This window comes from Sphingobium phenoxybenzoativorans (assembly GCF_018286635.1).
Taxonomy (GTDB): Bacteria; Pseudomonadota; Alphaproteobacteria; order Sphingomonadales; family Sphingomonadaceae; genus Sphingobium; species Sphingobium phenoxybenzoativorans.
This window is the reverse complement of the sequence record NZ_CP073910.1, coordinates 4293458-4316436: the sequence shown is the minus strand read 5'-3', so window position 1 is coordinate 4316436 and position 22979 is coordinate 4293458. Positions and strand designations below refer to the sequence as shown.

The window sequence follows — 22979 nt, the reverse complement described above, 5'->3', positions numbered from 1 at the left end:
CGTTCAGGCGCTTACTTTGACCGGCAGCGCTTTCAGGCCCCGCGACAGCAGTTGCGGATGCCATTCCAGTTCCCCGTCCAGTTCGATATGGCTCCATTTCCCGAGTATCCCCGGAATCGCGATCGCCGCTTCCAGCCGGGCGAGTTGAAGTCCCATGCAGCTATGCAGGCCGTAGCCGAAAGCAATATGCTTTCGCTCCCACGACCGGTTGAGCACGAGCTTATCGGGATCCTCGAAGACGGACGGATCGTGATTAGCGGCCGCCAGAATCAGGAAAACCCGCTGTCCGGCCTTCATGGATACGCCCAGCGCGTCCGTATCTTCGCGCACCACGCGCGTCACGGCCTTGCCCGAGCCATCGAAGCGGAGAAACTCCTCCACCGCATCGGTGATCTTCACACCACCCGAACGGATCAGCGACATTTGTTCAGGGTTTCGCAACAGCGCCAGAATGGCATTTGCGATCAGGTTCGCGGTGGTTTCGGAACCGGCGAACAGAACCAGCGTGCAGGTCGCGATGATTTCGTCTTCAGACAGCGCGTCCTTATCGTCCTGCGCCTTGATGAGTTCGCTGAGCAGATTGTCTTCAGGATCTTTACGATAGCGCTCGATCAGGGTGCGCACATAATTCGACAACTCACTCACGCCTTCGGCGAGGCTGTCATATTTATTCGCATCGTCCAGGCTCGCGCCGACCACGGGGCCAAAAAGGCGATGCCATTTGGCGAACAATCCCCGATCCTCTCTAGGTACGCCGAGCATTTCGGAAATGACCGACGCCGAAAACGGCACCGATACGTCTGCCACGATGTCGATCCGGCCTGCTGCGGGCGCCGCCGTTATAACATCGTTGAAGAGTGCTTCGAACTTCTCGGTCAACCTTGTCATAGCCTTGCTCATGAAAGCCTGATTGATCAGCATACGCAGCCGCAAATGCTTGGGTTTGTCATTGAAGACGAGCCAGTTGGCGAGCACCTCAAACGCTTGTCTGACCTTGGGATCGGTATCCGGGCCGCTCAGCTTCTTCGCGATAAACGGCCGAATTCGATCCGATGAAAAATGCTTGTCATCGCGCAGCGCCGCGGTGACCTCCTGATAGCCGGTGACGATCCAGGATCGCGAGCGCGTATCCCAGAGCACCGGCGCGATTTCCCGCATCCTTCCGAAATAGCCATGGGGGTCTCGAATCGCTTCGGTCCCGACAATGTCGAACTCGGGACCAGTTGGCGCCTGCACAGTCATGGATTCCATCTCCTTGTCGAAACCTTGTGGAAACGCAGCAGGACCGCTTCGTCTCGCATGGCATTTTGGCTGTTGATTTTCATTGTATCGTGATCTAATGATAGATCGAGATCAAGCCTCAGTCAAACAGATTCAGTTCGCTGCGGACGCAGAGTCGCGGCGACCGGCAAAGGCAAAGAATGGAGGATGCTGAATGGATGTGAGAGCCCTCATGGCTCAAGCGGTGCGTTGCCATCGCGATCGGGTGGCCATCATCCATGGCCCGCGCCGGCTGACTTTCGGCGAGGCCTGGGAACGCGGAGTTCGTCTCGCCAATGCCCTGCTTGGACTCGGTCTTGGGCCCGGCGACCGCGTGGCATCCCTTGAAGACAATTGCATCGAGGCGGCCGATCTTATCCAGGCCTGCGCCATCGCCAATCTCGTCCGTGTGCCTTTATATGCGCGCAATGCGCAAGAAGCGCATCAACATATGATCGCCAACACCGGATGCCGGGCGGTCGTTGTCAGCAGCCATTACGCCCATGAGATCGCCGCGATCCGGGGTGCCCTTCCGGACGTCGAGCATGTCATCGTCCGCGACGATTCCTATGAAGGCTGGCTCGCATCGCAGAGCGTTATCGAGCCCGCTGTCGACATAAAGCCGGATGACTATGTCGTCATTCGTCATACCGGCGGCACCACCGGGCAGCCGAAGGCCGTGGCCTATTCCCATCGGAGTTGGCTGGCAGCCTGTCGCGACTGGTTCTACATCTTCCCGCAGGTCCTGGCGGACGACCGTTGTCTCCACGTCGGGCCGATCTCCCATGGCTCGGGATACCAATATCTGCCGGTATGGCTGGCGGGCGGCTGCAATGTCCTCATGGACCATTTCGATGTCGCCCGAGCGCTCGATCTGATCGAACGCGAGCGCATCGCCTTCTGTCAGGTGGCCGCGACGATGTTGCGTGCGATCCTCGATTTCCCCGGCTCTGCCGATCGCGACTATTCGAGCTTGAAATGTGTCCTGGTCGGAACCGCGCCGATTCACGAGACGACTGCCCTGGCGGCGCGCACGCTTCTCGGCAATGTTCTCTATCAGGGCTATGGCCAGACCGAAGTGCTGCCCATCGCCTTTATGGGTCCCGATCAGTGGTTCGCCGACGTGCCGGGATCGGAACCGCTGCGGGCCTGTGGCACCGTCATGCCTTTTTCGCTGGTCGATATCTGGGACGAGAATAACAAACCCGTGCCGGCAGGCGAGATCGGCGAGATCGTCGCCAAATCGGATGGCCAGATGACGGCTTTCTGGAACAATCCGGAAGCGACCGCCGAACGGATCGTCGATGGCTGGATCAAAACGGGCGACATCGGCCGGATCGATCGCAATGGTTATGTCTATCTCATCGATCGCGCCACCGACATGATCATTTCAGGCGGCTACAATATCTGGCCGCTCGATCTTGAGCGGGTCATCGCAAGCCATCCCGAAATCGTCGAGGTCGCGGTCTTTGGTGTGCCCCATCCCAAATGGGGAGAGACGCCACTTGCGCTTTGCGTGGTGCAAAATGGGCATCAGGTCACCGAAGCAGAATTGATCCGGCAAGTCGCAAGCGAACTGGGCAGTTACATGAAGCCCTCAAAGGTCGTCTTTCAGACCGAACCGTTGCTCCGCAACGCGGTCGGCAAGGTGAACCGGAAGAAACTGCGCGATCCCTATTGGCAAGGCGCCGACCGGCGCGTCGCTGGAAGTTGAAACCCGTATAATTTGCACAAGGAGAGTTCCATGGAAGTTGGTTATATGATGTTCCTGTCGAACCTGCATGACAACATGCCGGACGATGTGATGATCCGCAATGAACTGCGCATTGCCGAACTGGCTGAAGGCCTCGGCTACGACACTATCTACTGCCCGGAGCACCATTTCGAAGATTATTCCATGGCGGTCGATAGCCACCAGATATTGAGCTATCTCGCGGCACGAACCGAGAAGATCAAGCTGGGCAGCGCCTGCATAGTGCTTCCCTGGTGGACGCAGCCCGCGCGTGTGCTCGGTCGGATCACCACGATGGATGCCATGACCAACGGCCGCTACGTGATCGGGTTCGCACGCGGCCTGGCACGCAAGGAATTCGAGGTCTTCGGCATTCCGATGGATGAATCACGCGGCCGGTTCGACGAGATGGCGGCGATGCTCGTTAAAGGGCTTGAGACCGGGATCATCGAAGGTGATGGTCCTTTCTTCCCGACGCCGGCCACGGAAATCAGGCCCCGTCCGTCCGTCGCTCTCAAGAACCGGCTCTATTCCGTGGCGATGTCCCCGGATTCGGCAAAGCAGATTGCCATTAACGACACCCGGATGATGACCTTCGTCCAGTTCGCGATGGAAAAGCATCTCGGCAACATCGAGATATTCCGCACCGAATATCGCAAGAATCACGGCAAGGAACCCGGTCCGACGTTGCTGGTCGACTTTTCCTATTGCCACGAGGACGCCGGCCACGCCGAAAAGATGATGCAGAAGCACATGGCGGCCAACTACGTGTCTCTGCTCAAGCATTACGAGTTCATGGCGGACTATCACAAGGAACTGAAGGGCTACGAAGCCTATGGCGAGTCCGCCAGGTTCCTGAACGATCTCGGACTCGAGGATGCGGTGCAGGATTATATCAAACACCAGGCTTGGGGCACGCCTCAGCAGATTCTCGACAAGCTGGAAGCGCGCAAGGCGATCATCGGCGATTTCGAATGGAACTCGATTACGAGCTTTGCCGGCCTTCCCTACGACGAAGTCGAGAACAGTATGCGCCTGATCGGATCGAAAGTCATTCCCGAACTTCGCGGCTGGTAACATTTAAAGTAACCCGGAGCCGGTTATTCATGGCCGCCTCCGGCTTTATTCTTTTTCCTAAGGAGAGAGCCGTGATTGGTCCGGCGGACGATTTTCTGATTCATCAAACACACGAGCCGGTGAGATTCGCCGCTACCAGCGACAGGCGCTTCTATGACCGCTATTTCTTTACCGGCCATCAATGCTCGCCCGACCTGTTCTTCATGATCGGCGTCGGGGCCTATCCCAATCTGGGCGTGATCGACGCCTTCGGGTCCGTCGCGCTGGGATCGAAGCAGTACACCACCCGGGGCTCACGCGAACTGGGCACTGACAGGATGGATATGTCAGCCATCGGACCCTTCCACGTCGAAGTGATAGAGGGTCTCAAACGCCTGCGGATCTGGTGCGAGGAGCAGCCCGGCCAGGCCGTGCATTTCGACCTTGAATGGAATGCGTCGGTCCCCGCCTTCGAAGAGCCTCCGATCCTTCAGCGCGTGATGGGCCGGGTGATGGAACAGGCCACGCGCCTGATCCAGACCGGCACCTGGTCCGGCTATATCGTATGCGAGGGGCAGCGCGTCGACCTCGATCCGGATACGAGCTGGGGCGCGCGCGACCGCAGTTGGGGTGTGCGGTCCATCGGACTGGAGCGGGAACCCAAGGGTATCCAGCAGGCCAAGGGTGCCGGCAAAGCACGAACCTCGCTGTGGATATGGTCGCCGATGCAGTTTGCGGACCAGACCATCCATTTCAGCATTGCCGAATATGCCAATGGCAAGCGCGAGATCGAGACGGTGCGCCGCATGGCTGCTTTCCCCGCCGACGGCTCGTCCGCGAGTGAAGAGGAATATCTCGACGGCGCGGAACATGATCTGCGGTTCGATCCCGCCACGCGCGAATTGCTCGAAGATTCGTCCATCAGCTTCCTCGAGCCGGATGGCACGCGGCGCCATGTTCGCCTGACCCCCCTTCGCCGCGCTTATCTGCGTGCGGGCACTGGCTATGGCGGTCCCGATACGTGGCGCCATGGCAAATATATGGGGGAGAATTGGGTCGATTCGGTAAGCTACGATCTTACCGACGAACAACTTACAGCCCAGATCGGTCCCACGCACGTCCTATGCCGCATGGACATGGACGATGGCCGGGTCGGCTATGGCACCTTCGAAACCCAGGTCTACGGCGCCTATCCGCGCTACGGATTCGACGCCTGATGTCTGTCGCTCGTCCGGATGCGTCTAGTGAGAGTGCGGGGGACGGCCTTGCCGCCCGCCTGCAGACGGCGGTGCCGGAGCTAGAGGACGTCCGTATATTGCGGCGCCTGACCGGCGGTTCATCTCATGAGACCTGGGCGTTCGACGCCCGGGTCCATGACCTCGACCATCACGATCCTGTGCCCCTCATTCTCCGTCGCGAATTCGATCACGCGCTGTTCGACATGAGCCTAGGAACAGAGTTTGAGTTACTCAGCCGACTTCACAAAAGTGGCCTTCCTGTCCCCAGACCTCTGTTCCAAGCGGGCCGCGACACGGCGCTCGGTTCGCCTTTCATGATCATCGAACGCATTGCCGGGCTTGACACACGCAAGGTGATGGCGGCCGGCGGCGAGGCCGATCGCCGCAAGATCGGAAAATCTCTCGTCGCCGCGCTCACCCGGCTTCATGCACAGCAAGCTACTCTCATAGCTGACCTCATTCCGGGTGATGGGCGCGACGCGCCGGCGCGCGAGCTCGCGAAATGGAGGATGGCCATTACCGACTCTGGCTATCGGAGCGCCACACTACGGATAGCGATCCAATGGCTTAAAACCAATTCGTTCACGGTCGAGCGTCCGGTGATCGTTCATGGCGATTACAAGGCCAATAATATCCTCCTGAAAGCCGACACGGAGCCGGTCATCATTGACTGGGAGTTGGCCCATATCGGCGATCCTGTAGAGGATCTCGCATGGACAATGCTCTGGACAAGCCCGGATGATCTCGTCGAAGGTATGATGGAGCCAGATGAATTCCTGGCCGAATATGAACAGCAGACCGGCACGTCGGTTAACCGGCGCCGGCTGCTCTTCTGGAAGATATTCTCTCTCGTCAAACTGGCGGCGATTTTCCTCAAAGGGCTCGAAAAGCAACCCAGCGGCGTTGCGCCCCGTCCAACGTTACTGATGCTGGGACAGGCTGTCCCTTGCATCGAACAGGCCATCGCCGAGCTCCTGCTACGGGAACTCGAAGGGAGTGTTGCGATATGACCGCGAGTGTCTTTGAGAGACTGGCCGGCATCCGGCAATTCCTCGGCAATGAGATTCTGCCAAGCGTCGCCGACGACAAGCGAAGCGACCTTCGCGCCACCCTCAAAATGCTCGAGGATATGGCGAACGAAATAGATCGCCTTCCCGAATTACTGGAACTTGAAATCCCGGAGATGCTCCACCTGTGCAACGCCGCGATGGCCGCACTGGGTTGGAACGGCGTCGATCAGGAGGACTTGCAATCGCTTAAGGAATTCTCTCTTGAATTCGACAGGCCGGGCAAACTGCTTTCCGAGATGCAGACACTTCACTCCGGTATCTGCGTGCTGATCAGCAATCTCGCAATCCAGCTGACCGCAAAGATTGCGACAGAACCTGAAGGGCAGAAATGTCTCTCCGGATCGAGAGTCGTGCTGGCAAAATGCTACCGATTGCTGCGTCGGCAAGCGGAAGCAAGGACGCCTTGGCAGTCCGTCTTCCCCAGAGGAAGGCTTTACCCTGCAAGTGACACCCCGACTAGAACAATTGGAGATGGATGATGAACGCTTCCGACAAGCAGATCGATGGCTTGCGATTCCTGCTCGCGGGCAAACTGACGGAGGGGGCGGACACCGTCGACGTTGAAAATCCCTCGACAAATGCGCTCATCGCCAGGGCGCCGCAGGCTTCGCACGCCCAACTTGATAACGCGATCGCGGCGGCAATGCAGGCATCCGGCTGGGCGGCGGATGAGGTGCTTCGACGCGCCGCGCTGCGTACAATGTCGGAAATGGTGAACGCCAACCGGGACACTCTCGCGCGCACGCTCAGTCTTGAAATCGGCCTTCCCTTCAAAGCCGCTCAGGATGAAATCTCCGCTTCGGCTGCATTCCTTCTCTATCGTGCCGACGCGGAAACGCCGCTTGACGTTCTGCATGACGATGCCAGGCAGCGGGTCGAAGTGGTGCGGAAGCCCATCGGCGTTGTAGGCGCGATCATACCCTGGAACGCGCCAATGTTGATCGCCTGCGAGAAGATCGCGACCGCGTTCGCCGTCGGCAATACGGTGGTCATGAAGCCGTCCCCTCTGGCGCCGCTCACGCTACTCCAGTTAGGAGAGCTGATCAGCGATGTCGTTCCGCCCGGGGTTCTAAGCATCTTGCCGGGCGGAGCGGAACTGGGAACCGCTCTCGTAGCACATCCTCAGGTCGGCATGATATCCTTTACAGGCAGCATCCGCGCGGGTCAGGCGATCATGGCCAACGCCGCGCCGGGACTGAAACGGTTGTCCCTCGAACTGGGCGGCAACGATGCCGCGATCGTCCTGCCCGATGCCGATGTCGCAAGTGTCGCCCCCAGATTGTTCACGGGCGCGTTTTATCGCTCGGGACAGGTCTGCGCCGCGATCAAGCGGCTCTATGTTCATCGGGATATCGCCGCCCCCTTGACCGAAGCGCTCAGAAATGTCGCGGAAGCGGCGGTGCTTGGCGACCCATTCGATCCGGCCGTGACGCTTGGACCGCTATCCAATCGGCAACAGTTCGAGATCGTCAAAGGGCTTGTCGATGCGGCGGTCAGGCAGGGAGGATCAGTGGTGACGGGCGGTTCGCCGCTGAACAGGCCCGGCAATTTCTTCCGGCCGACCCTGATCACCGACGTCGATGAAACCAATCCGCTGGTCCAGGAGGAGCAGTTCGGCCCCGCCCTTCCGATCATTTCCTATGACAGCGTCGATGAGGCCGTAGCGCGGGCGAATGACACGCGATTCGGGCTCGGCGGGTCTGTATGGACGTCTGACGTCGACACCGGAAGCGCCGTCGCCCGCCGAATCCAGAGCGGATCGGTCTGGGTCAACCGACACGGCCTGGTCCTGCCCGATGTCCCATTCGGCGGCATGAAGCTGAGCGGTTTGGGGCGCGCCAACGGGAATGTCGGATTTGACAGCTATGCCGAGTTGCAGACGGTCAGCGTCGCGAAGCCGCGTGAAGCCAAATCTCGGTAACAGATACACGACCTATCGATCTATCGAACAGGAGCGACGAATATGGATCTGCTTTTGAGCGGCGGCCATTTTTACGAAGGTGCGCGATGGCATGATGGCCATTTCTGGGTTTCTGACCTCTATGCCGGTCAGGTTCTGAAAATAACACCCGACGGCCATGCACAGGTAGTCGTCGAACTTGATGATCAGCCTTCCGGGTTGGGATGGTTGCCTGACGGCACGCTGCTGGTCGTGGGGATGAAGAGCCGCAGCGTCTGGAAATGTCCCGCCGGGGAACCGCCAAGGCTTCATGCCGATATCACGGCGCTTACCGGCGGCTTCACCAACGATATGATCGTCGACAGTCATGGACGGGCCTTTGTGAGCAATCTCGGCTTCGATCTCTTCACCGGAGCGCCACCTGCGACGACGACGCTGGTCAGGGTCGATCCCGATGGGCACAGTGCAATCGTCGCCGATGGTTTGCAGTTTCCCAATGGTCTGGTCATTTCACCTGATGGCAAGACATTGATCGTGGCAGAGACATTTGGTGGGCGATTGACCGCCTTCACTATCGAGGATGACGGATCTCTATCCGGTCAGCGCTGTTGGGCGCAGATCGGACGCGAACCATCATGGGAAACGACCCACAGCCTGCTGGACACGGATTTCGCTCCCGATGGTTGTGCGATCGATGAAGAGGGCTGTGTTTGGGTGGCGGATGCTCTTAATGGCCGTGTCGCGCGTGTGGTTGAGGGCGGAGAGATAAGGCAGCAGATCAAGGCACCGGACGGTTTGGGCCTCTATTCCTGCGCCTTAGGAGGGCCTGACGGTAAAACGCTGATATTATGCACCGCACCCGATTTTGATGACGTTAAGCGCAAAGTAGCTCGCGCCGCGAGATTGTATCTCATAAGAATTCAGGAATGATTCAATAGGTTATTGCAAATTCTTACATGGGTATTTCCATTATCTTATTTTGGCATGGGCCGTCACCGATGCCGGTTGTGCCCGCTTTCGCTGAAAGACGGCAACAATAACGATTAGGGACATCTGCGTGCCGTTTGAGATCCGGCAACTCCGCTATGCCATAGCAGCCGCCGATCATGGAAGCTTTTATCGAGCCGCGCGGGCGCTGGATGTGGAGCAATCGACGTTGAGCCGGGCCATCCTCAAACTGGAGCGCGTGATCGGCGGGCGGATTTTCAATCGCTCACAAGGCGGCGTCAGCATGACACTTGCCGGCGCGCAGTTCATCCGCGCGGCCCGGCCGATGGTGGCGAGCGCGGACAAGATGGTGGCGACGATGCGGGCGGCGGGCCAGGGCCGCGCAGGCGGTCTCATGATCGGGCACAACAGCGCGATCTCGGCGGGCCATCTGCGCGCGACCATGCTGGGCTGGCGCGCGGCCAATCCCGATGTCGAGATCGACGGCGTGGAAGCCGACCGGGGCGCCTTGCTCGCGGGACTCGACACGGGCGAGATCGATATCGCGATCCTGGTCGGCGAAGCGGGCCATGCCGGATTCCGGCGCGAGGGGTTCTGGAACGAGCGCGTCATCGCCGCGCTGCCAGCCGACCATGCGCTTGTCACGAGCGAGGCCGTTCACTGGACCGATCTGCGGCGCGAACGCTTTCTGCTGCCCGCCGCAGATCCCGGCCCGGAAATCCGCGACCTGCTGCTCGGCCGGCTGATGATGGCGGGCGAGCCTGCCGACATCAGGATGCATCAGGCCAGCCGCGAGGCGATCCTGAGTGTGCTGGGCGGTGGCCTGGGCGTGTCGATCGTCTGCGAGGGCGCGACGGGCGCGCGCTATCCCGACGTCATCTACCGCCCCGTCCAGGGCGAGCAGGGACCGGCCTTCATCAGCTATTCCGGCTATTGGCGAGAGGACAACGGCAATCCCGCGCTACGACGGTTCCTCGCCTTCGTGCGCGACCGCTATGCGCTGTCCTTCGACATTCCGTGAACGCGGTAGGCGGGATGGACATGCGACGTTAACCGGCTCGATCGCAACCAGCGGGCCGCCTGATTTGAAGTCTTGGGAAAGGAGCCGTCATGACACAAGGCAAGACAATTATCATAGTGCTGGTCACGCTGACCATCGGATTCGGGGCGGGTTTCGTGCTGCGGCCGGTAATCGCGCCGCCTGAGCAGACGGCGATCGTCTCCAGCCCGGCGCCCGCCGCTCCGGCTACGGTCGAACCACGCGGCAAGCAATATTTCGCGGCGCATCTCGACGAGGCGCGGCAGATTCTGGCGCAGTGCATGGAAGGCTCGGTGCGCGGCGACGAATGCTTCAATGCCGAGATGGCCGTCACGGAGGCGGACGGCCGGGCGCAGCACAAGAAGTTCTTCGGCAATTGAGGCGGGATTTATACCGCCGTCAGTTTCGCTGCGCGCGGTGGCGGCGGAAGGCCCGGTCGGTTGCCATGAACCGCTCCAGCATCGGCGCGACCAGCTTCTCCGGTGCGAACGGCTGCTGCCCGGTCTCCTTCGCGAGCGCGTCTGCATAGGCGACGAGATCGCGATGCACGGCGGCGGGCAGTTCCACGGTCAGCTTGACGGGCTTGTCCTCGGGGATCGGCCCCAGCTTGAGTTTCGTCATCGTGCGTCTCCAACGGGCTCCAATACAAGATCGCGGGTCAGGACGATCCTGAGCGGATGCCCCGCCCGGATGGTGAGCGTCGGCTGGACATTCAATTGCCGCCGCACGATCTGCTGGCCGGTCTGGTTGATGGTGTCTTGCGAGCCGCGCCGCAGCGCGCGAGTGAGGTCGTCCTCGCTGTCCGCGCCCAACTCGGCCCCGACGCCGAGCAGCGTCGAGACGGCGGCGGCTTTGAGCAGATTGCCCCAATGCTGATTCACGCGGTCCTGCAATCCGGCATATCCAGCCGCATCGGCGCCGGGCTGGCGTTCCAGCACGATCGAGCGGCCGTCCGGCAATATGAGACGATCCCATGCCAGCAGAACGCGGGTCTGCCCCGCCGCGACCTCGCTGTCATATTCGCCGATCAGCCGGGCGCCCTGCGGAATGAGCAGGATGCGCCCGGTAGGGCTGTCATAGACGTTCTGAGTCACCTGGGCGGTGATTTGGCCGGGAAGATCGGAACGGACGCCGGTAATGAGCGCGGCGGGGATGATGCTCCCGGCCTGGACGATGTTGGGCGAGGCCGGCGCGGTCAGCCGTTCCACGCTCACCGTGCGCTGGTTCGACGCCTGCGCCATGAAGGCCCGCTTCCCGGCCTGATCACCCTGCGGTGTCTCGGCGGGCTGCGATGCGGCGGTGGGTTCCAGCGCGGCGCCGATCATCGGCAATGCAGCCGTGCTGCCTGTGCCGCCGCCACCAAGGAACAGACTGGCCGTGCGGGCAGCGTCACGTTCCTGTTGGGCGCGCTGGCGCGCGGCTTCTTCGGCCTGGACGCGGGGATCGGGCTGTCCGCCTCCCATCGGCGGGACAGGCACGTTCTCCCCGCGCTGCTGCGCCGAGAGGATCGGCCGCCCGAGATCGCCGGGGAGCGGCCCGCCGAGTTTCGGCACCTGACCATAGTCCTTCGGTCCCGAAGTGATGGTCTCGGCGGTCGTTCGGCTTTCGGTGCTGTAGAGTTCCTTTCCCGGCCTCTCTCCCTTGGGCGCGAGCGCGAACCAGAGCGAGCCGCCGATGCCGAGGCCCGCGATGACGCCGAGCGTGGCGAGCGCCTTCCTCGACAGGCGCATGACGCGTGGTGTCGGCCCGCGAAGCTGGAAGGCGGCAGGATTGGCGGACGCGGCTTGCGGGGTAGCCTGCGGCGCGGTTGGCGATGGCTGCTGCGGCGCCTGCGGGGCGGGCGTGTTGGCGGGATCGCTCACGGCCGCCGCTCCGCGCCGTCGCGCAGGATACGGACGCGCTTCTCGCTGCGCTTGTCGCCGAGGCGCAGTTCTGCGCTGGCGAACAGGCGGTCCACCACCATGTAGCGGCCCTGCACGCGGTAATTGACCAGTTCGGCATCGCCGCGCGCGCCGGTCACGAACAGCGGCGGCATCTCGCCCTGAGAGATCTCGGCCGCGAACTCGATGAACACCTGCCGGCCGTCGTCGAACGCGCGGGCCGGTCGCCAGGCCACGCGGTCGCCCTCGATCCGGTAATGGAAATTGAGTGCGGCGATGTCGAGGCCGGTGGCGATCGGCGCGGTGGATGCCGCCGCCGCGTTGCGACCCTGCAAGGCGATCAGCGCGTCATGCGGATAGGTCCAGCTTACCGACGCCATGTAGGTCGAAGGTGTGGCGCGCAGTTCCAGATGATAGGTGCGCCGGTTGGTGTTGATGACCAGGTTGGTGCCGATGTCCGGCCGGGTCGGCTTGACCAGAATATGGACGCGCGCGCTGGGACCGCTGCCGCTTACGGTGTCGCCGATGATCCAGCGCACGGTATCGCCCGCCGCGACCGGCCCCGCGCCGACAAGCTGCTCGCCTTCCTGAAGCGCGATGTCCGTCACCTGGCCGGGCGCGGCATAGACCTGATAGAGCGCGCCTTCGGTCCAGGGATATTGCTGGATGGCATTCACATAGCCGTCGCGCGTGGGCTGGACGCGGGCGGCGGCATTGGCCGCGCCGACGCGCTGGCGCGGATCAGTCGCCTCGGACGATCGCGCGCGCGATGCGACCGGCTTCAACTGGCCGGGAAGCGGCAGCGGCTCGGGGATCGCGACCACCTCGACCGCGCGCGGCGGTTCGGGTGCGAGTGTCGCGGCGATCTCGACGGGCGGCACCTTGGCCGATGTCGTCGTGCAACCCGCGAGCGCGGCGGCGGAAAGCAGCATGGCCGCGCTGGCGGCATGACGGGCGGACGTGCGTGTCATTGCGACAGCTCCTTGCTCCAGTTGATGGCGTTGACGAACAGGCCGAGCGGGTTCTTGCGGAGCGCGTCGGGCGTGCGCGGTGGTTGCACGACGATGGTGAGGATCGCCGACCAGCGGGTCGTCTCGGCGAGGCTGCCGTCCTGATAGCGCCGCTCGGTCCAGGCGACGCGGAAGCTGTCGCCGGACGCGCGGATCACGCTCGACACGTCCACCGCGACCTGGGCCTTGCCGACCTGTGTGAACGGATCGTTCGATCTCGCATAGTCATTGAGCGCGAGCGCGCCCTTGTCGGTGGTGAAGTCATAGGCGCGCAGCCAGTTCTGGCGGACGATGACGGGATCGGCGGGGATGCTCCTGACCTGTTCGATGAACCGGGCGAGGTGGAACGCGATCTGCGGGTCGGTCGGCCGATAGCCCGCTTCGGCCGGGGAGACCGCCTGCGCCTCGCCGAGCTTATCGACCTGAACGACCCAGGGGACGATATGGCCGCGCGCCGATTGCCACACGAGGCCGGCGGCAAGCCCGCCGGAGAGCGTCAGCGCGCCGAAGAAGGCAAGCCGCCAGTTCTTCGCCTGCACGCGGGCCGAACCGATCCGGTCGTCCCACGCCTGGGCGGCGCGTTGGTATGGGGTGACAGGCTCGGGCGTCTGCCCGTAGCGAATGGAGGGTCGTCGGAACATTGCGGGATCAATCCTTTTCCTTGATGTCGGGACCGTTGCCGCCGCCGTGGCTGTCCCCGGCCTTCACCGTGTGGGCGAGGACGGTCGCGCCGTGGGCGGCCGATTGGCGGTTCTTCATGCCGGCGGTTCCCGTGGGTTGGGCAGCGACGGGCTGCGCGGCAGCAGGCGTGGCGTTCGCGGCCTGCGGCGGAGCGCCCAGCCCGGCGCGGGCGCCGGTGCGGAAATTGTCCTTCATGGATGCGCCGGCCTTTCCGGCCATCTTCCGTAGCGGCGAAAGCGCGGCATTGGCGGCGCCGCTGGCGGCTTTCTGTCCGACAGCGGCCATGCCCCCCGCGACGGCGCCCGCGCCGCTCCTGCCGAACGAGCCAACGCTGTAGGCGCCCGCCGCGCCGCCCGCCATGCGCGCGCCGCCGCGCGCGGCTGCCGCGCCCATCCGGCCGGTCGCGCCGATCGTCGAGGCGGCGGCCCCCACGCCGAGCTTCGCGGCGGCGGCGCCGCCGACCAGCGCGCCGCCTGCCGCCAGCGCGGTTCCGGCCGCCGCGCCCGCGCCGAGCTGCGGGCCGCCCGAGACGATGCCGTTGGCGATCCCGGGACCGAAGATCGACAGGCCGAGCAGCGACAGCGCGCCGAGCGCGATGGCCAGCACTTCCCGCGCATCGGGTTCGGGACCGACCGTCGCCGTGAACGTGCTGAACAGGGTCGTGCCGATCCCCGTGATGACAGCGAGCACCAGCACCTTGATCCCGGAGGAGACGATATGGCCGAGCACCTTTTCGGCCATGAACGCGGTGCGGTTCCAGAAGGCGAAGGGCAGCAGGACGAAACCGGCCAGCGTCACCAGCTTGAACTCGATCAGCGTGATGAAGACCTGGATGGCGATGATGAAGAAGGCGAGAACGACGATCAGGTAAGCGAGCAGCAGCACCGCAATGATCGCGAGATTGGCAAACACTGACCAGAGGCTGTTATAGGCCTCCATCGCGTCGATCAGCGGCTGGGCGGCGTCGAGTCCCTTGCCGGCGATCGTGCCGGGCTTCATGAACTCCGCGAGGCTGAGCGCGTCACCACTCGCCTTGAGGCCCAGCCCCGCGAAGCTTTCGAACAGGATTGTCGCCAGCGTCTGGAAACTGCCGATGATGAAGGCGAAGGCGCCGATGTAGAGCGTCTTTTTGATCAGTCGCTGGATGACGTCCTCGTCGGCGCCCCAGGCCCAGAACAGCCCGGCGATGGTCACGTCGATCGCGATCAGGGTCGAGGACAGGAAGCCGATCTCGCCGCCGAGCAGCCCGAAGCCGGAATCGATGTAGGTGCTGAAGGTGTCGAGGAAGGTATCGACAATGCCGGTGTCGCTCATGGCGCGGTGCTCCCGGCCTGATCGGCGGGAACGAACTTGCCGGGCAACTCCGGCCGGATAGCCGCGTCCGTCCGGCCGCCGTCACTGCCCGCGCTATTATAGGGGGCGGGGAGCAAAGCATTCTCGCCCGGCGTGGGTGCATCGGCATCCTTGCCGAAGAAGCGGCGGCGGTTCGCGGCCCATGCCTGTTCGCACCCGGAGTCCGGCATGGTGAGCGTGGCGCAGCGTTCCAGTTCGCGGGTCAGCAGCGCATGAGCTTCCCCGTCGTCGAGCAACGGCAGGATGGCGTCGAGCGGCATGTCGCCCGGCGGGCGGAGGGCTTCCACCGCCACCACGGCGAGCATGATCCCGGCAAGCGCCGCGACGCCTGCGATCTTCTTGTTGCGCGACATGGGCGCTTCTCCTGTCAATCGCGGCCGAAGAAACGGCGGAAGCGTTCGCGTCCCTCCGCCTCGATCGCGGCCTGCCGCGCGGCGTCGAGCGCCTGCGCCCGGCCCTGCGCGGCGACCGCGGCGGTGAGGTCGGCAAGCTGCTGCGATTGCAGGGCGAGAAGCTGGTTGCCTGCCTGCGCGGCCTGGAGCGCGCCGGTCGCCGACTGACTGGCCGAGACCAGGCTGTTCATCGTGGCGCGGGCGCCGTCGATATTGCCGACCACACCGGCCTGAACCTTCAGCGCATCCTCGAACGCGCCGACGCTATCCTCCCAGCGCGCATTGGCGTTGGCGACCATCTGCGCGTTGGTCCCGGTGAGGTTCGCGCCCTTGTAGCGGCCATTGAACGCCTGCTGGATGTCCTGGACATTATAGGCGATGCGCTGCGCTTCCCCGAGAAGCTGCTGGGTCTGCCGGACCTGCTGCTGGAGCGTGTCGACGGTCGAGAGCGGCAGCGAGGCGAGATTGCGCGCCTCGTTGATCAGGCTCGTCGCCTGATTCTGGATTTGCGTGATCTGGTTGTTGATCTGCTGAAGCGCGCGGGCCGCCTGCAGGACGTTGGAGGCGTAGTTGGTGGGATCATAGACGATCCCGCCGAACTGCGCCTGTGCGGGCGCGGCGACGAACATCGGCGCGACGGCCGCGCTGGCGAGAACGCCGGCCAGGATGACGCGGCGAACGGGAAGCAATTTCATAAGTCGATCTCCATGTCTGTCGTGAGGGGAAGCTGGTGCTGGCGATCCGATGGCGGCTCCGGCAGCAGTTCGACGGCCCAGGCGCAGCCGCGATGCCGCAGCCATTCGGCGGCAAAGGCGGCAGCCCCATCGGTTTCGATGATGTCGGCGATGGCGAGCTGGTCGGCTTTCGACGACGCGGCGGTGAAGGCGAGCGCGACTTCGCCCAGCCCCAGCTCGAACAGGCGGTTGCCTCGCCGCGACTGGCAGTAATAATCGCGCTTCGGCGTCGCCCGGCTGAGGATTTCGATCTGCCGGGCGTTGAGTCCGAACCGCTCGTAGATCGCCGCGATCTGTGGTTCCGCCGCGCGCTCGTTCGGCAGGAATATGCGGGTCGGGCAGGACTCGATGATGGCCGGGGCGATGCTTGAGGTTTCGATGTCGGCGAGGCTCTGCGTGGCGAAGACGACGGAAGCGTTTTTCTTCCTGAGCGTCTTGAGCCACTCGCGAAGCTGGGCGGCGAAGTCGGGGCTGTCGAGCACCAGCCAGCCCTCGTCGATGATGATCAGCGTCGGGCTTCCGTCGAGCCGATCCTCGATCCGGTGAAACAGGTAAGACAGGACGGCGGCGGCCGATCCCGCGCCGACCAGCCCCTCCGTCTCGAACGCCTGGACATCGGCTTCGCCGAGCCGCTCGGCTTCGGCGTCGAGCAGCCGCCCCCACGGCCCGCCGATACAATAGGGAGCGAGCGCCTGCTTGAGCGTCTGCGATTGCAGGAGAACGGCGAGGCCAGTCAGCGTCCGTTCCGCGACCGGGGCGGAAGCAAGCGAGCCGAGCGCCGACCAGATATGCTCCTTGGCCTGCGGATCGACCGCGACGCCTTCGGATACGAAGATCGCCGCGAGCCATTCGGCCGCCCAGGCCCGTTCGGCGGGATCGTCGATGCGGGAGAGCGGCTGCAACTGCACGCCGCTCTCGTCCTCGGACAGCCCGCCACCCAAATCCTGCCAGTCGCCACCCATGCCGAGCGCGGCGGCGCGGATCGAGCCGCCGAAGTCGAAGGCGAACACCTGCGCGCCCTCGTAACGACGGAACTGCATCGCCATCAGCGCGAGCAGGACCGATTTGCCCGCGCCGGTCGGGCCGACGACCAGCGTGTGGCCGACATCGCCGACATGAAGGGAAAACCGGAACGGGGTCGAGCCTTCGGTCTTGCCGTAGAGCAAGGGCGCCGACCCGAAGTGCTCGTCCCGTTCCGGCCCCGCCCATACCGCTGACAGGGGGATCAGGTGGGCGAGATTGAGGGTGGAGACCGGCGGTTGCCGGACATTGGCATAGGTATGGCCTGGCAGACTCCCCAGCCATGCCTCGATCGCGTTCATCCCCTCGGGGATCACCGTGAAGTCGCGGCCTTGGATGATCTTCTCGGCCAGCCGCAGCTTCTCGGCCGCTATGGCCGGATCGCGGTCCCATACTGTGACGGTCGCGGTCACATAGGCCATGCCCGCATAATCCGCGCCGAGTTCCTGCAAGGCGGCGTCGGCGTCCAGCGCCTTGTTGGAGGCGTCGCTGTCGAGCAGCGTCGATGCCTCGTTGGTCATGACTTCCTTGAGGATCGCGGCGACCGACTTGCGCTTGGCGAACCATTGGCGACGGATTTTGGTCAGCAGCCTCGTGGCGTCCGTCTTGTCCAGCATGATCGCGCGGGTGGACCAGCGATAAGCGAAGGCGAGCCGGTTCAACTCGTCGAGCAGGCCGGGAAAGGTGACGCTGGGGAAGCCGATAATGGTGAGCGTGCGGAGGTGATGGTCGCTCAGCTTCGGCTCCAGCCCGCCGGTCAGCGGCTCGTCGGCCAGCAGCGCGTCGAGGTGCATCGGGGTTTCCGGCACACGCACATGCTGGCGTCGGGTCGATATGGTGCTGTGGAGGTAGGTCAGCGTCTCGCCATCATCGAGCCAGCGGACCTCGGGGACGAAGCCTTCGACCAGATTGAGAACGCGGTCGCTGCGATCACTGAAACCGGCCAGCAGTTCCCACGGATCGACGCGCGCGCCGGAACGGCCTTCATAGAGCCAGGTTTCGGCGCGGGCGGCATCCTCTGCCGGGGGCATCCACAGCAGGGTCAGATAATAGCCGCTCTCGAAATGCGCGCCTTCCTCGCGGAACTGCTCGCGGCGCTCCATGTCGACCAGCGCCGACACGGGATCGGGAAACGCCGATTCCGGGTAGTCGAGCGCGGGCGTGCGCTGCGCCTCGACGAAGATCGCCCAGCCCGACCCCAAACGGCGCAGCGCGTTGTTCAGCCGCGCCGTGGTGGCGACCAGTTCGGCGGGCGTGGCGCTGTCGAGATCGGGGCCGCGAAAGCGCGCCGTGCGCTGGAACGAACCATCCTTGTTGAGCACCACCCCTTCGCCGACCAGCGCCGCCCAGGGGAGGAAGTCGGCCAGATGCGCGGCCTTGCCGCGATATTCGCGTAAGGACATCATGGCCGCATCCACGTCGGAAAACGCATGTGCCGCCGGGCTACGTCGACGAACTGCGGATCGCGCCGCGCGGCCCATACCGACAGCGCATGACCGATCGCCCAGATGGCAAGACCGGCGAGCCACAAGCGCAGGCCGAGGCCGATGGCGCCCGCGAGCGTCCCGTTGACGATGGCGAGCGAGCGCGGGGCGCCGCCGAGCAATATCGGCTCGGTCAGCGCCCGATGAACCGGCGCATAGAAGTCGGAGATGTCCTCGCCGACCATCAGACCAGCGCCCCGCCGCCGAACGAGAAGAAGCTGAGGAAGAAAGAACTGGCGGCGAATGCGATCGACAGACCGAACACGATCTGGATCATGCGCCGCGCGCCACCCGACGTATCACCGAAGGCCAGGGTCAGGCCCGTCACGATGATGATCATCACCGCTATGATCTTGGCGACCGGCCCCTCGATGCTTTCGAGGATGGACTGAAGCGGCGCTTCCCACGGCATCGACGATCCGCCCGCATGGGCGGGCGTGGTGAAAAGCAGCCCGGCGGCGGTCACGCCGAGAATACCGATGCGGTCGAGTGCGGTGCCGGCGAGCAGCCGGGCTTTCTTTCCTTTCATGATGCGTCTCCAGATTGAGGGGCGAAATGAGGGGGCGTGAGGGAGATCAGGCGGTAGTCGCCGCTCGCGGGGGCCAGCCCCTCGACGCGGGCCAGTTCGGCGAGGCGTCGGCCGTGTCCGTCGCGGACCAGCACCGCGACGAGGTCGATGGTCTCGGCGAGCAGCGCGCGGGGGACCGTGACGACGGCTTCCTGGATAAGCTGCTCCATGCGGCGCAGCGCGCCGAGCGCGGTCCCGGCGTGGATGGTGCCGACGCCGCCCGGATGCCCGGTCCCCCAGGCTTTGAGGAGGTCGAGGGCTTCCGCGCCGCGCACCTCGCCGATGGGGATGCGGTCGGGGCGCAGGCGTAGCGAGGAGCGGACCAGATCGGACAGCGAAACGACGCCATCCTTGGTCCGCATGGCGACCAGGTTGGGCGCGGCGCACTGAAGTTCGCGCGTATCTTCGATCAGGACGATGCGGTCGGTCGTTTTGGCGACTTCCGCCAGCAGCGCATTGACCAGCGTGGTCTTGCCACTGCCGGTGCCGCCCGCGACGAGGATGTTGGCGCGGGTCGCGACGCCCTGGCGGAGCGTGTCCGCCTCGGCGGCCGACATGATCCCGGCTGCGACATAATCATCGAGCGTGAACACCGCGACGGCGGGCTTGCGGATCGCGAAGGCCGGCGCGGCGACGACGGGCGGCAGCAGTCCCTCGAACCGCTCGCCGCCTTCCGGCAACTCGGCCGAGACGCGCGGAGATCGGGCATGGACCTCGACGCCGACATGGTGCGCGACGAGGCGGACGATGCGCTCGCCGTCCGCGGCGGCCAGCGTCATGCCGGTGTCGCTGACGCCTTCGCCGAGCCGATCGACCCACAGCCGGCCGTCCGGGTTCAGCATCACCTCGATGACGGCGGCATCGTCGAGCCAGGCCGCGATCGACGGACCCAGCGCCGTGCGCAGCATCCGCGCGCCGCGCGTGAAACCTTCGGATCGGATCGGCTGGATGGACAAGAAACGGCCCCTGAATTGGGCCGGGCGATCAGCCGCCCGGCGTCAGGGGCACATCAAGAGAGACAGGAAATCGCGCGAGGCAACAACTATGTCAGGGCGTCGTAGTGACGGCGGTAGATAAGTGCGCGTTGCGGTCGGACGCTTTCAGCACTGCTCTCCGTCCGCGCCATTTTTGCGAATATAGCTGGCCGAGTCGCGCATGGCCGGCCCGGGTTGGTTCGCTGCACTGTCATGTGTCGGCGGAGCCGCCGTCACGAGTTGCAATATCTTCCGGTATTTCGTCGAGCAGGCTCTTGCCGCTGGCGTAGCGTCGGCCGAGCGTCTCGACGAAACCCTCATAACGCTTGCGCCCCTTTATCTGGGCTGCCGCATGATCCTCGTCGGGAAGCGGCGGCGTGACCGCCAGCCAGAAGCGGACGAACAGCGCCAGCGCCTCGGTGGTGAGGCCGGTGTTGCGTTCGAGCCGCTGGACCTGGCGCGAGAGCCGATCGAGCCGCCGCGCGAAGGCAGCCTCCATCCGGTCGGCGCCGTCCGGCGACATCCAGGAAGCGACGGCCGCTTCGACGATCGCCGAACGCGAGATGCGGCGGCGGATCGCCAGTTCGCTCACCTGGCGGGCCAGTTCGGGCGGAAAATAGACGTTGAGACGGACGCGCATGACATACTCCTACAATTCGATGCCGTCGTCGGGGTCGAGCGATGCCTGCCGCGCGATGCCCTGCATCCGGCGCCGCGCCGCCGCCTGGCGCGCGGCGTCCTCAGGTTCGTCCTCGGGAAACGAGAACTCCTGCGCGGGGGGCCTGGGCGTCGTCTCCTTCACGATGGCGACATGGTCGGGCAGTTCGGGTTCGCGGCGCAGCCCGCTATTGGCGGCGTCCTCCTGTGCCCGGATGATGGCCGCGATCGCATCGGGGTCGGCCGACGCGGCGAGCCCCGTCCAGTCGTCGGGGCAAATAGCCTGGTTCGTCCATGCGGCAGGATCGGGCGGCGCCATGATCCGGGCGGCCAGGCGGCGGTCGGCATAATAAGCCGCCTTCTTCGCGCGGATCGGCTGAACGCCCGACATCATCACGATTTCCTCGTCAGGCGGAAGCTGCATGACCTCGCCCTGCGTCATCAATTGGCGGGCTGTCTCCGACCGCGAGACCATCAGATGCCCGAGCCAGGGGGAGAGCCTGTGTCCGGCGTAGTTCTTCATCGCCCGCATCTCGGTCTTGGTGCCGAGCGCCTTCGACACGCGCTCGCCGGTCCGCTCGTTGTTGGTGGCGAAGCTTACCCGGACATGGCAGTTGTCGAGGATCGCGTTGTCCTGTCCATAGGCGCGTTCGATCTGATTAAGCGACTGCGCGATGAGGAAGGATTTCAAGCCATAGCCGGCCATGAACGCCAGCGCGCTCTCGAAAAAGTCCAATCGCCCGAGCGCGGGAAACTCGTCGAGCATCAGCAGCAGGCGATGGCGCCTGGCGCCGCTCGGCAATTCCTCCGTCAGCCGCCGCCCGATCTGGTTGAGCATCAGGCGGATGAGCGGCTTGGTCCGCGAGATGTCGCTGGGCGGAATGACGAGGTAGAGCGTCACCGGCTGCTCGCCCGATACGAGATCCATGACGCGCCAGTGGCAGGCGCGCGTGACCTGCGCGACGACGGGATCGCGGTAAAGCCCGAGAAACGACATGGCGGTCGAGAGCACGCCCGAGCGTTCGTTGTCGCTCTTGTTGAGCAATTCGCGCGCGGCGCTGGCGACGACGGGATGCACGCCCGCCTCGCCGAGATGCGGTGTCGCCATCATCGCCGCCAACGTCTGCTCGATCGTGCGCGCCGGATCGGACAGGAAGGCGGCAACCCCGGCCAGCGTCTTGTCGGGCTCGGCATAGAGAACATGCAGGATCGCGCCGACCAGCAGCGAGTGGGAGGTCTTTTCCCAATGGTTGCGCTTTTCGAGGCTACCTTCGGGATCGACCAGCACGTCGGCGACGTTCTGGACGTCGCGGACTTCCCACTGGCCGCGCCGCACCTCCAACAGCGGATTGTAGGCGGCGGACGCCGCATTGGTCGGATCGAACAGCAGGACGCGGCCGTGCTGCGCCCGGAAGCCTGCCGTCAACGTCCAATTCTCCCCCTTGATGTCGTGGACGATCGCCGATTCCGGCCAGGTCAGGAGAGAGGGCACGACCAAGCCGACGCCCTTGCCGCTGCGGGTCGGCGCGTAGCAGAGCACATGCTCCGGGCCGTCGTGGCGCAGATAGGCGCGGCCGAGCTTGCCGAGCACCACGCCGTTGTCGCCGAGCAGTCCAGCCGTGCGCGCCTCATCCTCGGTTGCCCACCGCGCCGAGCCGAAGGTTTCCGCGTTCTTGATCTCCCGCGCCCGCCATACCGACATACCGATGGCGACTGCGATCGACAGGAAACCGCCCGAGACAGCGATATATGCGCCGGTCTGGAAGATGTCGGGCGCATAGGCGTCGTAGCTGAACCACCACCAAAAAAAGGCATGGGGTGGATAGACGGGCCAATCACCGACCATGGACCAGGGCGGGCCAAGCTCAGGCTGATACGCCAGCGCCGATGCGGTCCATTGCGTCGCGCCCCAGATCGCGGTGAGCACGATCAGGGAAACAGCGACAATCTGCCCCCAGAGGATTTTCGTTGCGGACATGGGAA

At 64.1% G+C, this 22979-nt stretch carries 23 protein-coding genes; 9 read left to right on the top strand and 14 right to left on the bottom strand.

Going from position 1 to position 22979, the window contains the following annotated elements:
* Nucleotides 1-3: 3 nt before the first annotated feature.
* Nucleotides 4-1242: a cytochrome P450 gene (locus KFK14_RS21480; protein WP_212609047.1), complete on the bottom strand. Its 1239-nt coding sequence runs from the start codon at nt 1240-1242 to the stop codon at nt 4-6.
* Nucleotides 1243-1435: 193 nt separating this feature from the next.
* Between KFK14_RS21480 and KFK14_RS21475 the strand changes: the two genes are divergently transcribed.
* From KFK14_RS21475 to KFK14_RS21435, 9 genes are all read left to right on the top strand, one after another.
* Complete coding sequence (locus KFK14_RS21475; protein WP_343227774.1) at nt 1436-2974, top strand: class I adenylate-forming enzyme family protein; 1539 nt, start codon at nt 1436-1438, stop codon at nt 2972-2974.
* Nucleotides 2975-3004: 30 nt separating this feature from the next.
* The gene (locus KFK14_RS21470; RefSeq protein ID WP_212609046.1) at nt 3005-4069 is read left to right on the top strand and encodes an LLM class flavin-dependent oxidoreductase; all 1065 of its coding nucleotides are present in this window, start codon (nt 3005-3007) and stop codon (nt 4067-4069) included.
* Nucleotides 3967-5265 (top strand): Rv3169 family protein, encoded by a 1299-nt coding sequence (locus KFK14_RS21465; protein WP_485115525.1) that lies wholly within the window; start codon nt 3967-3969, stop codon nt 5263-5265. The genes KFK14_RS21470 and KFK14_RS21465 overlap by 103 nt, the downstream gene beginning before the upstream one ends.
* A 98-nt stretch (nt 5266-5363) precedes the next feature.
* A complete protein-coding gene (locus KFK14_RS21460; RefSeq protein ID WP_212609044.1) occupies nt 5364-6296 on the top strand; it encodes a phosphotransferase family protein in 933 nt (310 codons plus the stop codon).
* Nucleotides 6293-6835: a hypothetical protein gene (locus tag KFK14_RS21455; RefSeq protein WP_212609043.1), complete on the top strand. Its 543-nt coding sequence runs from the start codon at nt 6293-6295 to the stop codon at nt 6833-6835. The genes KFK14_RS21460 and KFK14_RS21455 overlap by 4 nt, the downstream gene beginning before the upstream one ends.
* Nucleotides 6832-8277, top strand: a complete 1446-nt coding sequence (locus KFK14_RS21450) for an aldehyde dehydrogenase family protein (protein WP_212609042.1) — start codon at nt 6832-6834, stop codon at nt 8275-8277. Before KFK14_RS21455 ends, KFK14_RS21450 begins: the two co-directional genes overlap by 4 nt.
* Nucleotides 8278-8319: 42 nt before the next feature.
* Complete coding sequence (locus KFK14_RS21445; protein WP_212609041.1) at nt 8320-9186, top strand: SMP-30/gluconolactonase/LRE family protein; 867 nt, start codon at nt 8320-8322, stop codon at nt 9184-9186.
* A gap of 127 nt (nt 9187-9313) precedes the next feature.
* Nucleotides 9314-10225, top strand: a complete 912-nt coding sequence (locus KFK14_RS21440) for a LysR family transcriptional regulator (RefSeq protein ID WP_212609040.1) — start codon at nt 9314-9316, stop codon at nt 10223-10225.
* Between the two features lie 89 nt (nt 10226-10314).
* Nucleotides 10315-10623, top strand: a complete 309-nt coding sequence (locus KFK14_RS21435) for a hypothetical protein (RefSeq protein ID WP_212609039.1) — start codon at nt 10315-10317, stop codon at nt 10621-10623.
* A 19-nt stretch (nt 10624-10642) separates the two neighbouring features.
* Here KFK14_RS21435 and KFK14_RS21430 read toward each other — a convergent pair whose 3' ends face one another.
* The 13 genes from KFK14_RS21430 to KFK14_RS21370 form a co-directional block, all read right to left on the bottom strand.
* The gene (locus tag KFK14_RS21430; protein ID WP_212609038.1) at nt 10643-10864 is read right to left on the bottom strand and encodes a DUF2274 domain-containing protein; all 222 of its coding nucleotides are present in this window, start codon (nt 10862-10864) and stop codon (nt 10643-10645) included.
* Complete coding sequence (locus tag KFK14_RS21425) at nt 10861-12105, bottom strand: TraB/TrbI/VirB10 family type IV secretion system protein (protein WP_212609037.1); 1245 nt, start codon at nt 12103-12105, stop codon at nt 10861-10863. Before KFK14_RS21425 ends, KFK14_RS21430 begins: the two co-directional genes overlap by 4 nt.
* The gene (gene trbG / locus KFK14_RS21420; RefSeq protein ID WP_212609036.1) at nt 12102-13094 is read right to left on the bottom strand and encodes a P-type conjugative transfer protein TrbG; all 993 of its coding nucleotides are present in this window, start codon (nt 13092-13094) and stop codon (nt 12102-12104) included. Before trbG ends, KFK14_RS21425 begins: the two co-directional genes overlap by 4 nt.
* Nucleotides 13091-13774, bottom strand: coding sequence for a conjugal transfer protein TrbF (gene trbF / locus KFK14_RS21415; protein ID WP_212609035.1), 684 nt, complete (start codon nt 13772-13774; stop codon nt 13091-13093). The genes trbG and trbF overlap by 4 nt, the downstream gene beginning before the upstream one ends.
* Before the next feature lie 7 nt (nt 13775-13781).
* Nucleotides 13782-15128: a P-type conjugative transfer protein TrbL gene (trbL, locus tag KFK14_RS21410; protein ID WP_212609034.1), complete on the bottom strand. Its 1347-nt coding sequence runs from the start codon at nt 15126-15128 to the stop codon at nt 13782-13784.
* Entirely contained in the window at nt 15125-15520 is a 396-nt protein-coding gene (trbK-alt, locus tag KFK14_RS21405; protein ID WP_212609033.1) for a putative entry exclusion protein TrbK-alt, read from the bottom strand. Before trbK-alt ends, trbL begins: the two co-directional genes overlap by 4 nt.
* 14 nt (nt 15521-15534) lie before the next feature.
* Entirely contained in the window at nt 15535-16254 is a 720-nt protein-coding gene (gene trbJ / locus KFK14_RS21400; protein ID WP_212609032.1) for a P-type conjugative transfer protein TrbJ, read from the bottom strand.
* The gene (gene trbE, locus KFK14_RS21395; protein ID WP_212609031.1) at nt 16251-18719 is read right to left on the bottom strand and encodes a conjugal transfer protein TrbE; all 2469 of its coding nucleotides are present in this window, start codon (nt 18717-18719) and stop codon (nt 16251-16253) included. Before trbE ends, trbJ begins: the two co-directional genes overlap by 4 nt.
* Nucleotides 18716-18982 (bottom strand): VirB3 family type IV secretion system protein, encoded by a 267-nt coding sequence (locus tag KFK14_RS21390; protein ID WP_212609030.1) that lies wholly within the window; start codon nt 18980-18982, stop codon nt 18716-18718. The genes trbE and KFK14_RS21390 overlap by 4 nt, the downstream gene beginning before the upstream one ends.
* The gene (locus tag KFK14_RS21385; RefSeq protein WP_212609029.1) at nt 18982-19326 is read right to left on the bottom strand and encodes a TrbC/VirB2 family type IV secretion system protein; all 345 of its coding nucleotides are present in this window, start codon (nt 19324-19326) and stop codon (nt 18982-18984) included. The genes KFK14_RS21390 and KFK14_RS21385 overlap by 1 nt, the downstream gene beginning before the upstream one ends.
* A complete protein-coding gene (gene trbB, locus KFK14_RS21380; protein WP_212609028.1) occupies nt 19323-20321 on the bottom strand; it encodes a P-type conjugative transfer ATPase TrbB in 999 nt (332 codons plus the stop codon). The genes KFK14_RS21385 and trbB overlap by 4 nt, the downstream gene beginning before the upstream one ends.
* Nucleotides 20322-20550: 229 nt before the next feature.
* Nucleotides 20551-20979 (bottom strand): ribbon-helix-helix domain-containing protein, encoded by a 429-nt coding sequence (locus tag KFK14_RS21375; RefSeq protein WP_212609027.1) that lies wholly within the window; start codon nt 20977-20979, stop codon nt 20551-20553.
* Between the two features lie 9 nt (nt 20980-20988).
* A complete protein-coding gene (locus tag KFK14_RS21370; protein ID WP_212609026.1) occupies nt 20989-22974 on the bottom strand; it encodes a conjugal transfer protein TraG in 1986 nt (661 codons plus the stop codon).
* Nucleotides 22975-22979 lie beyond the last annotated feature (5 nt).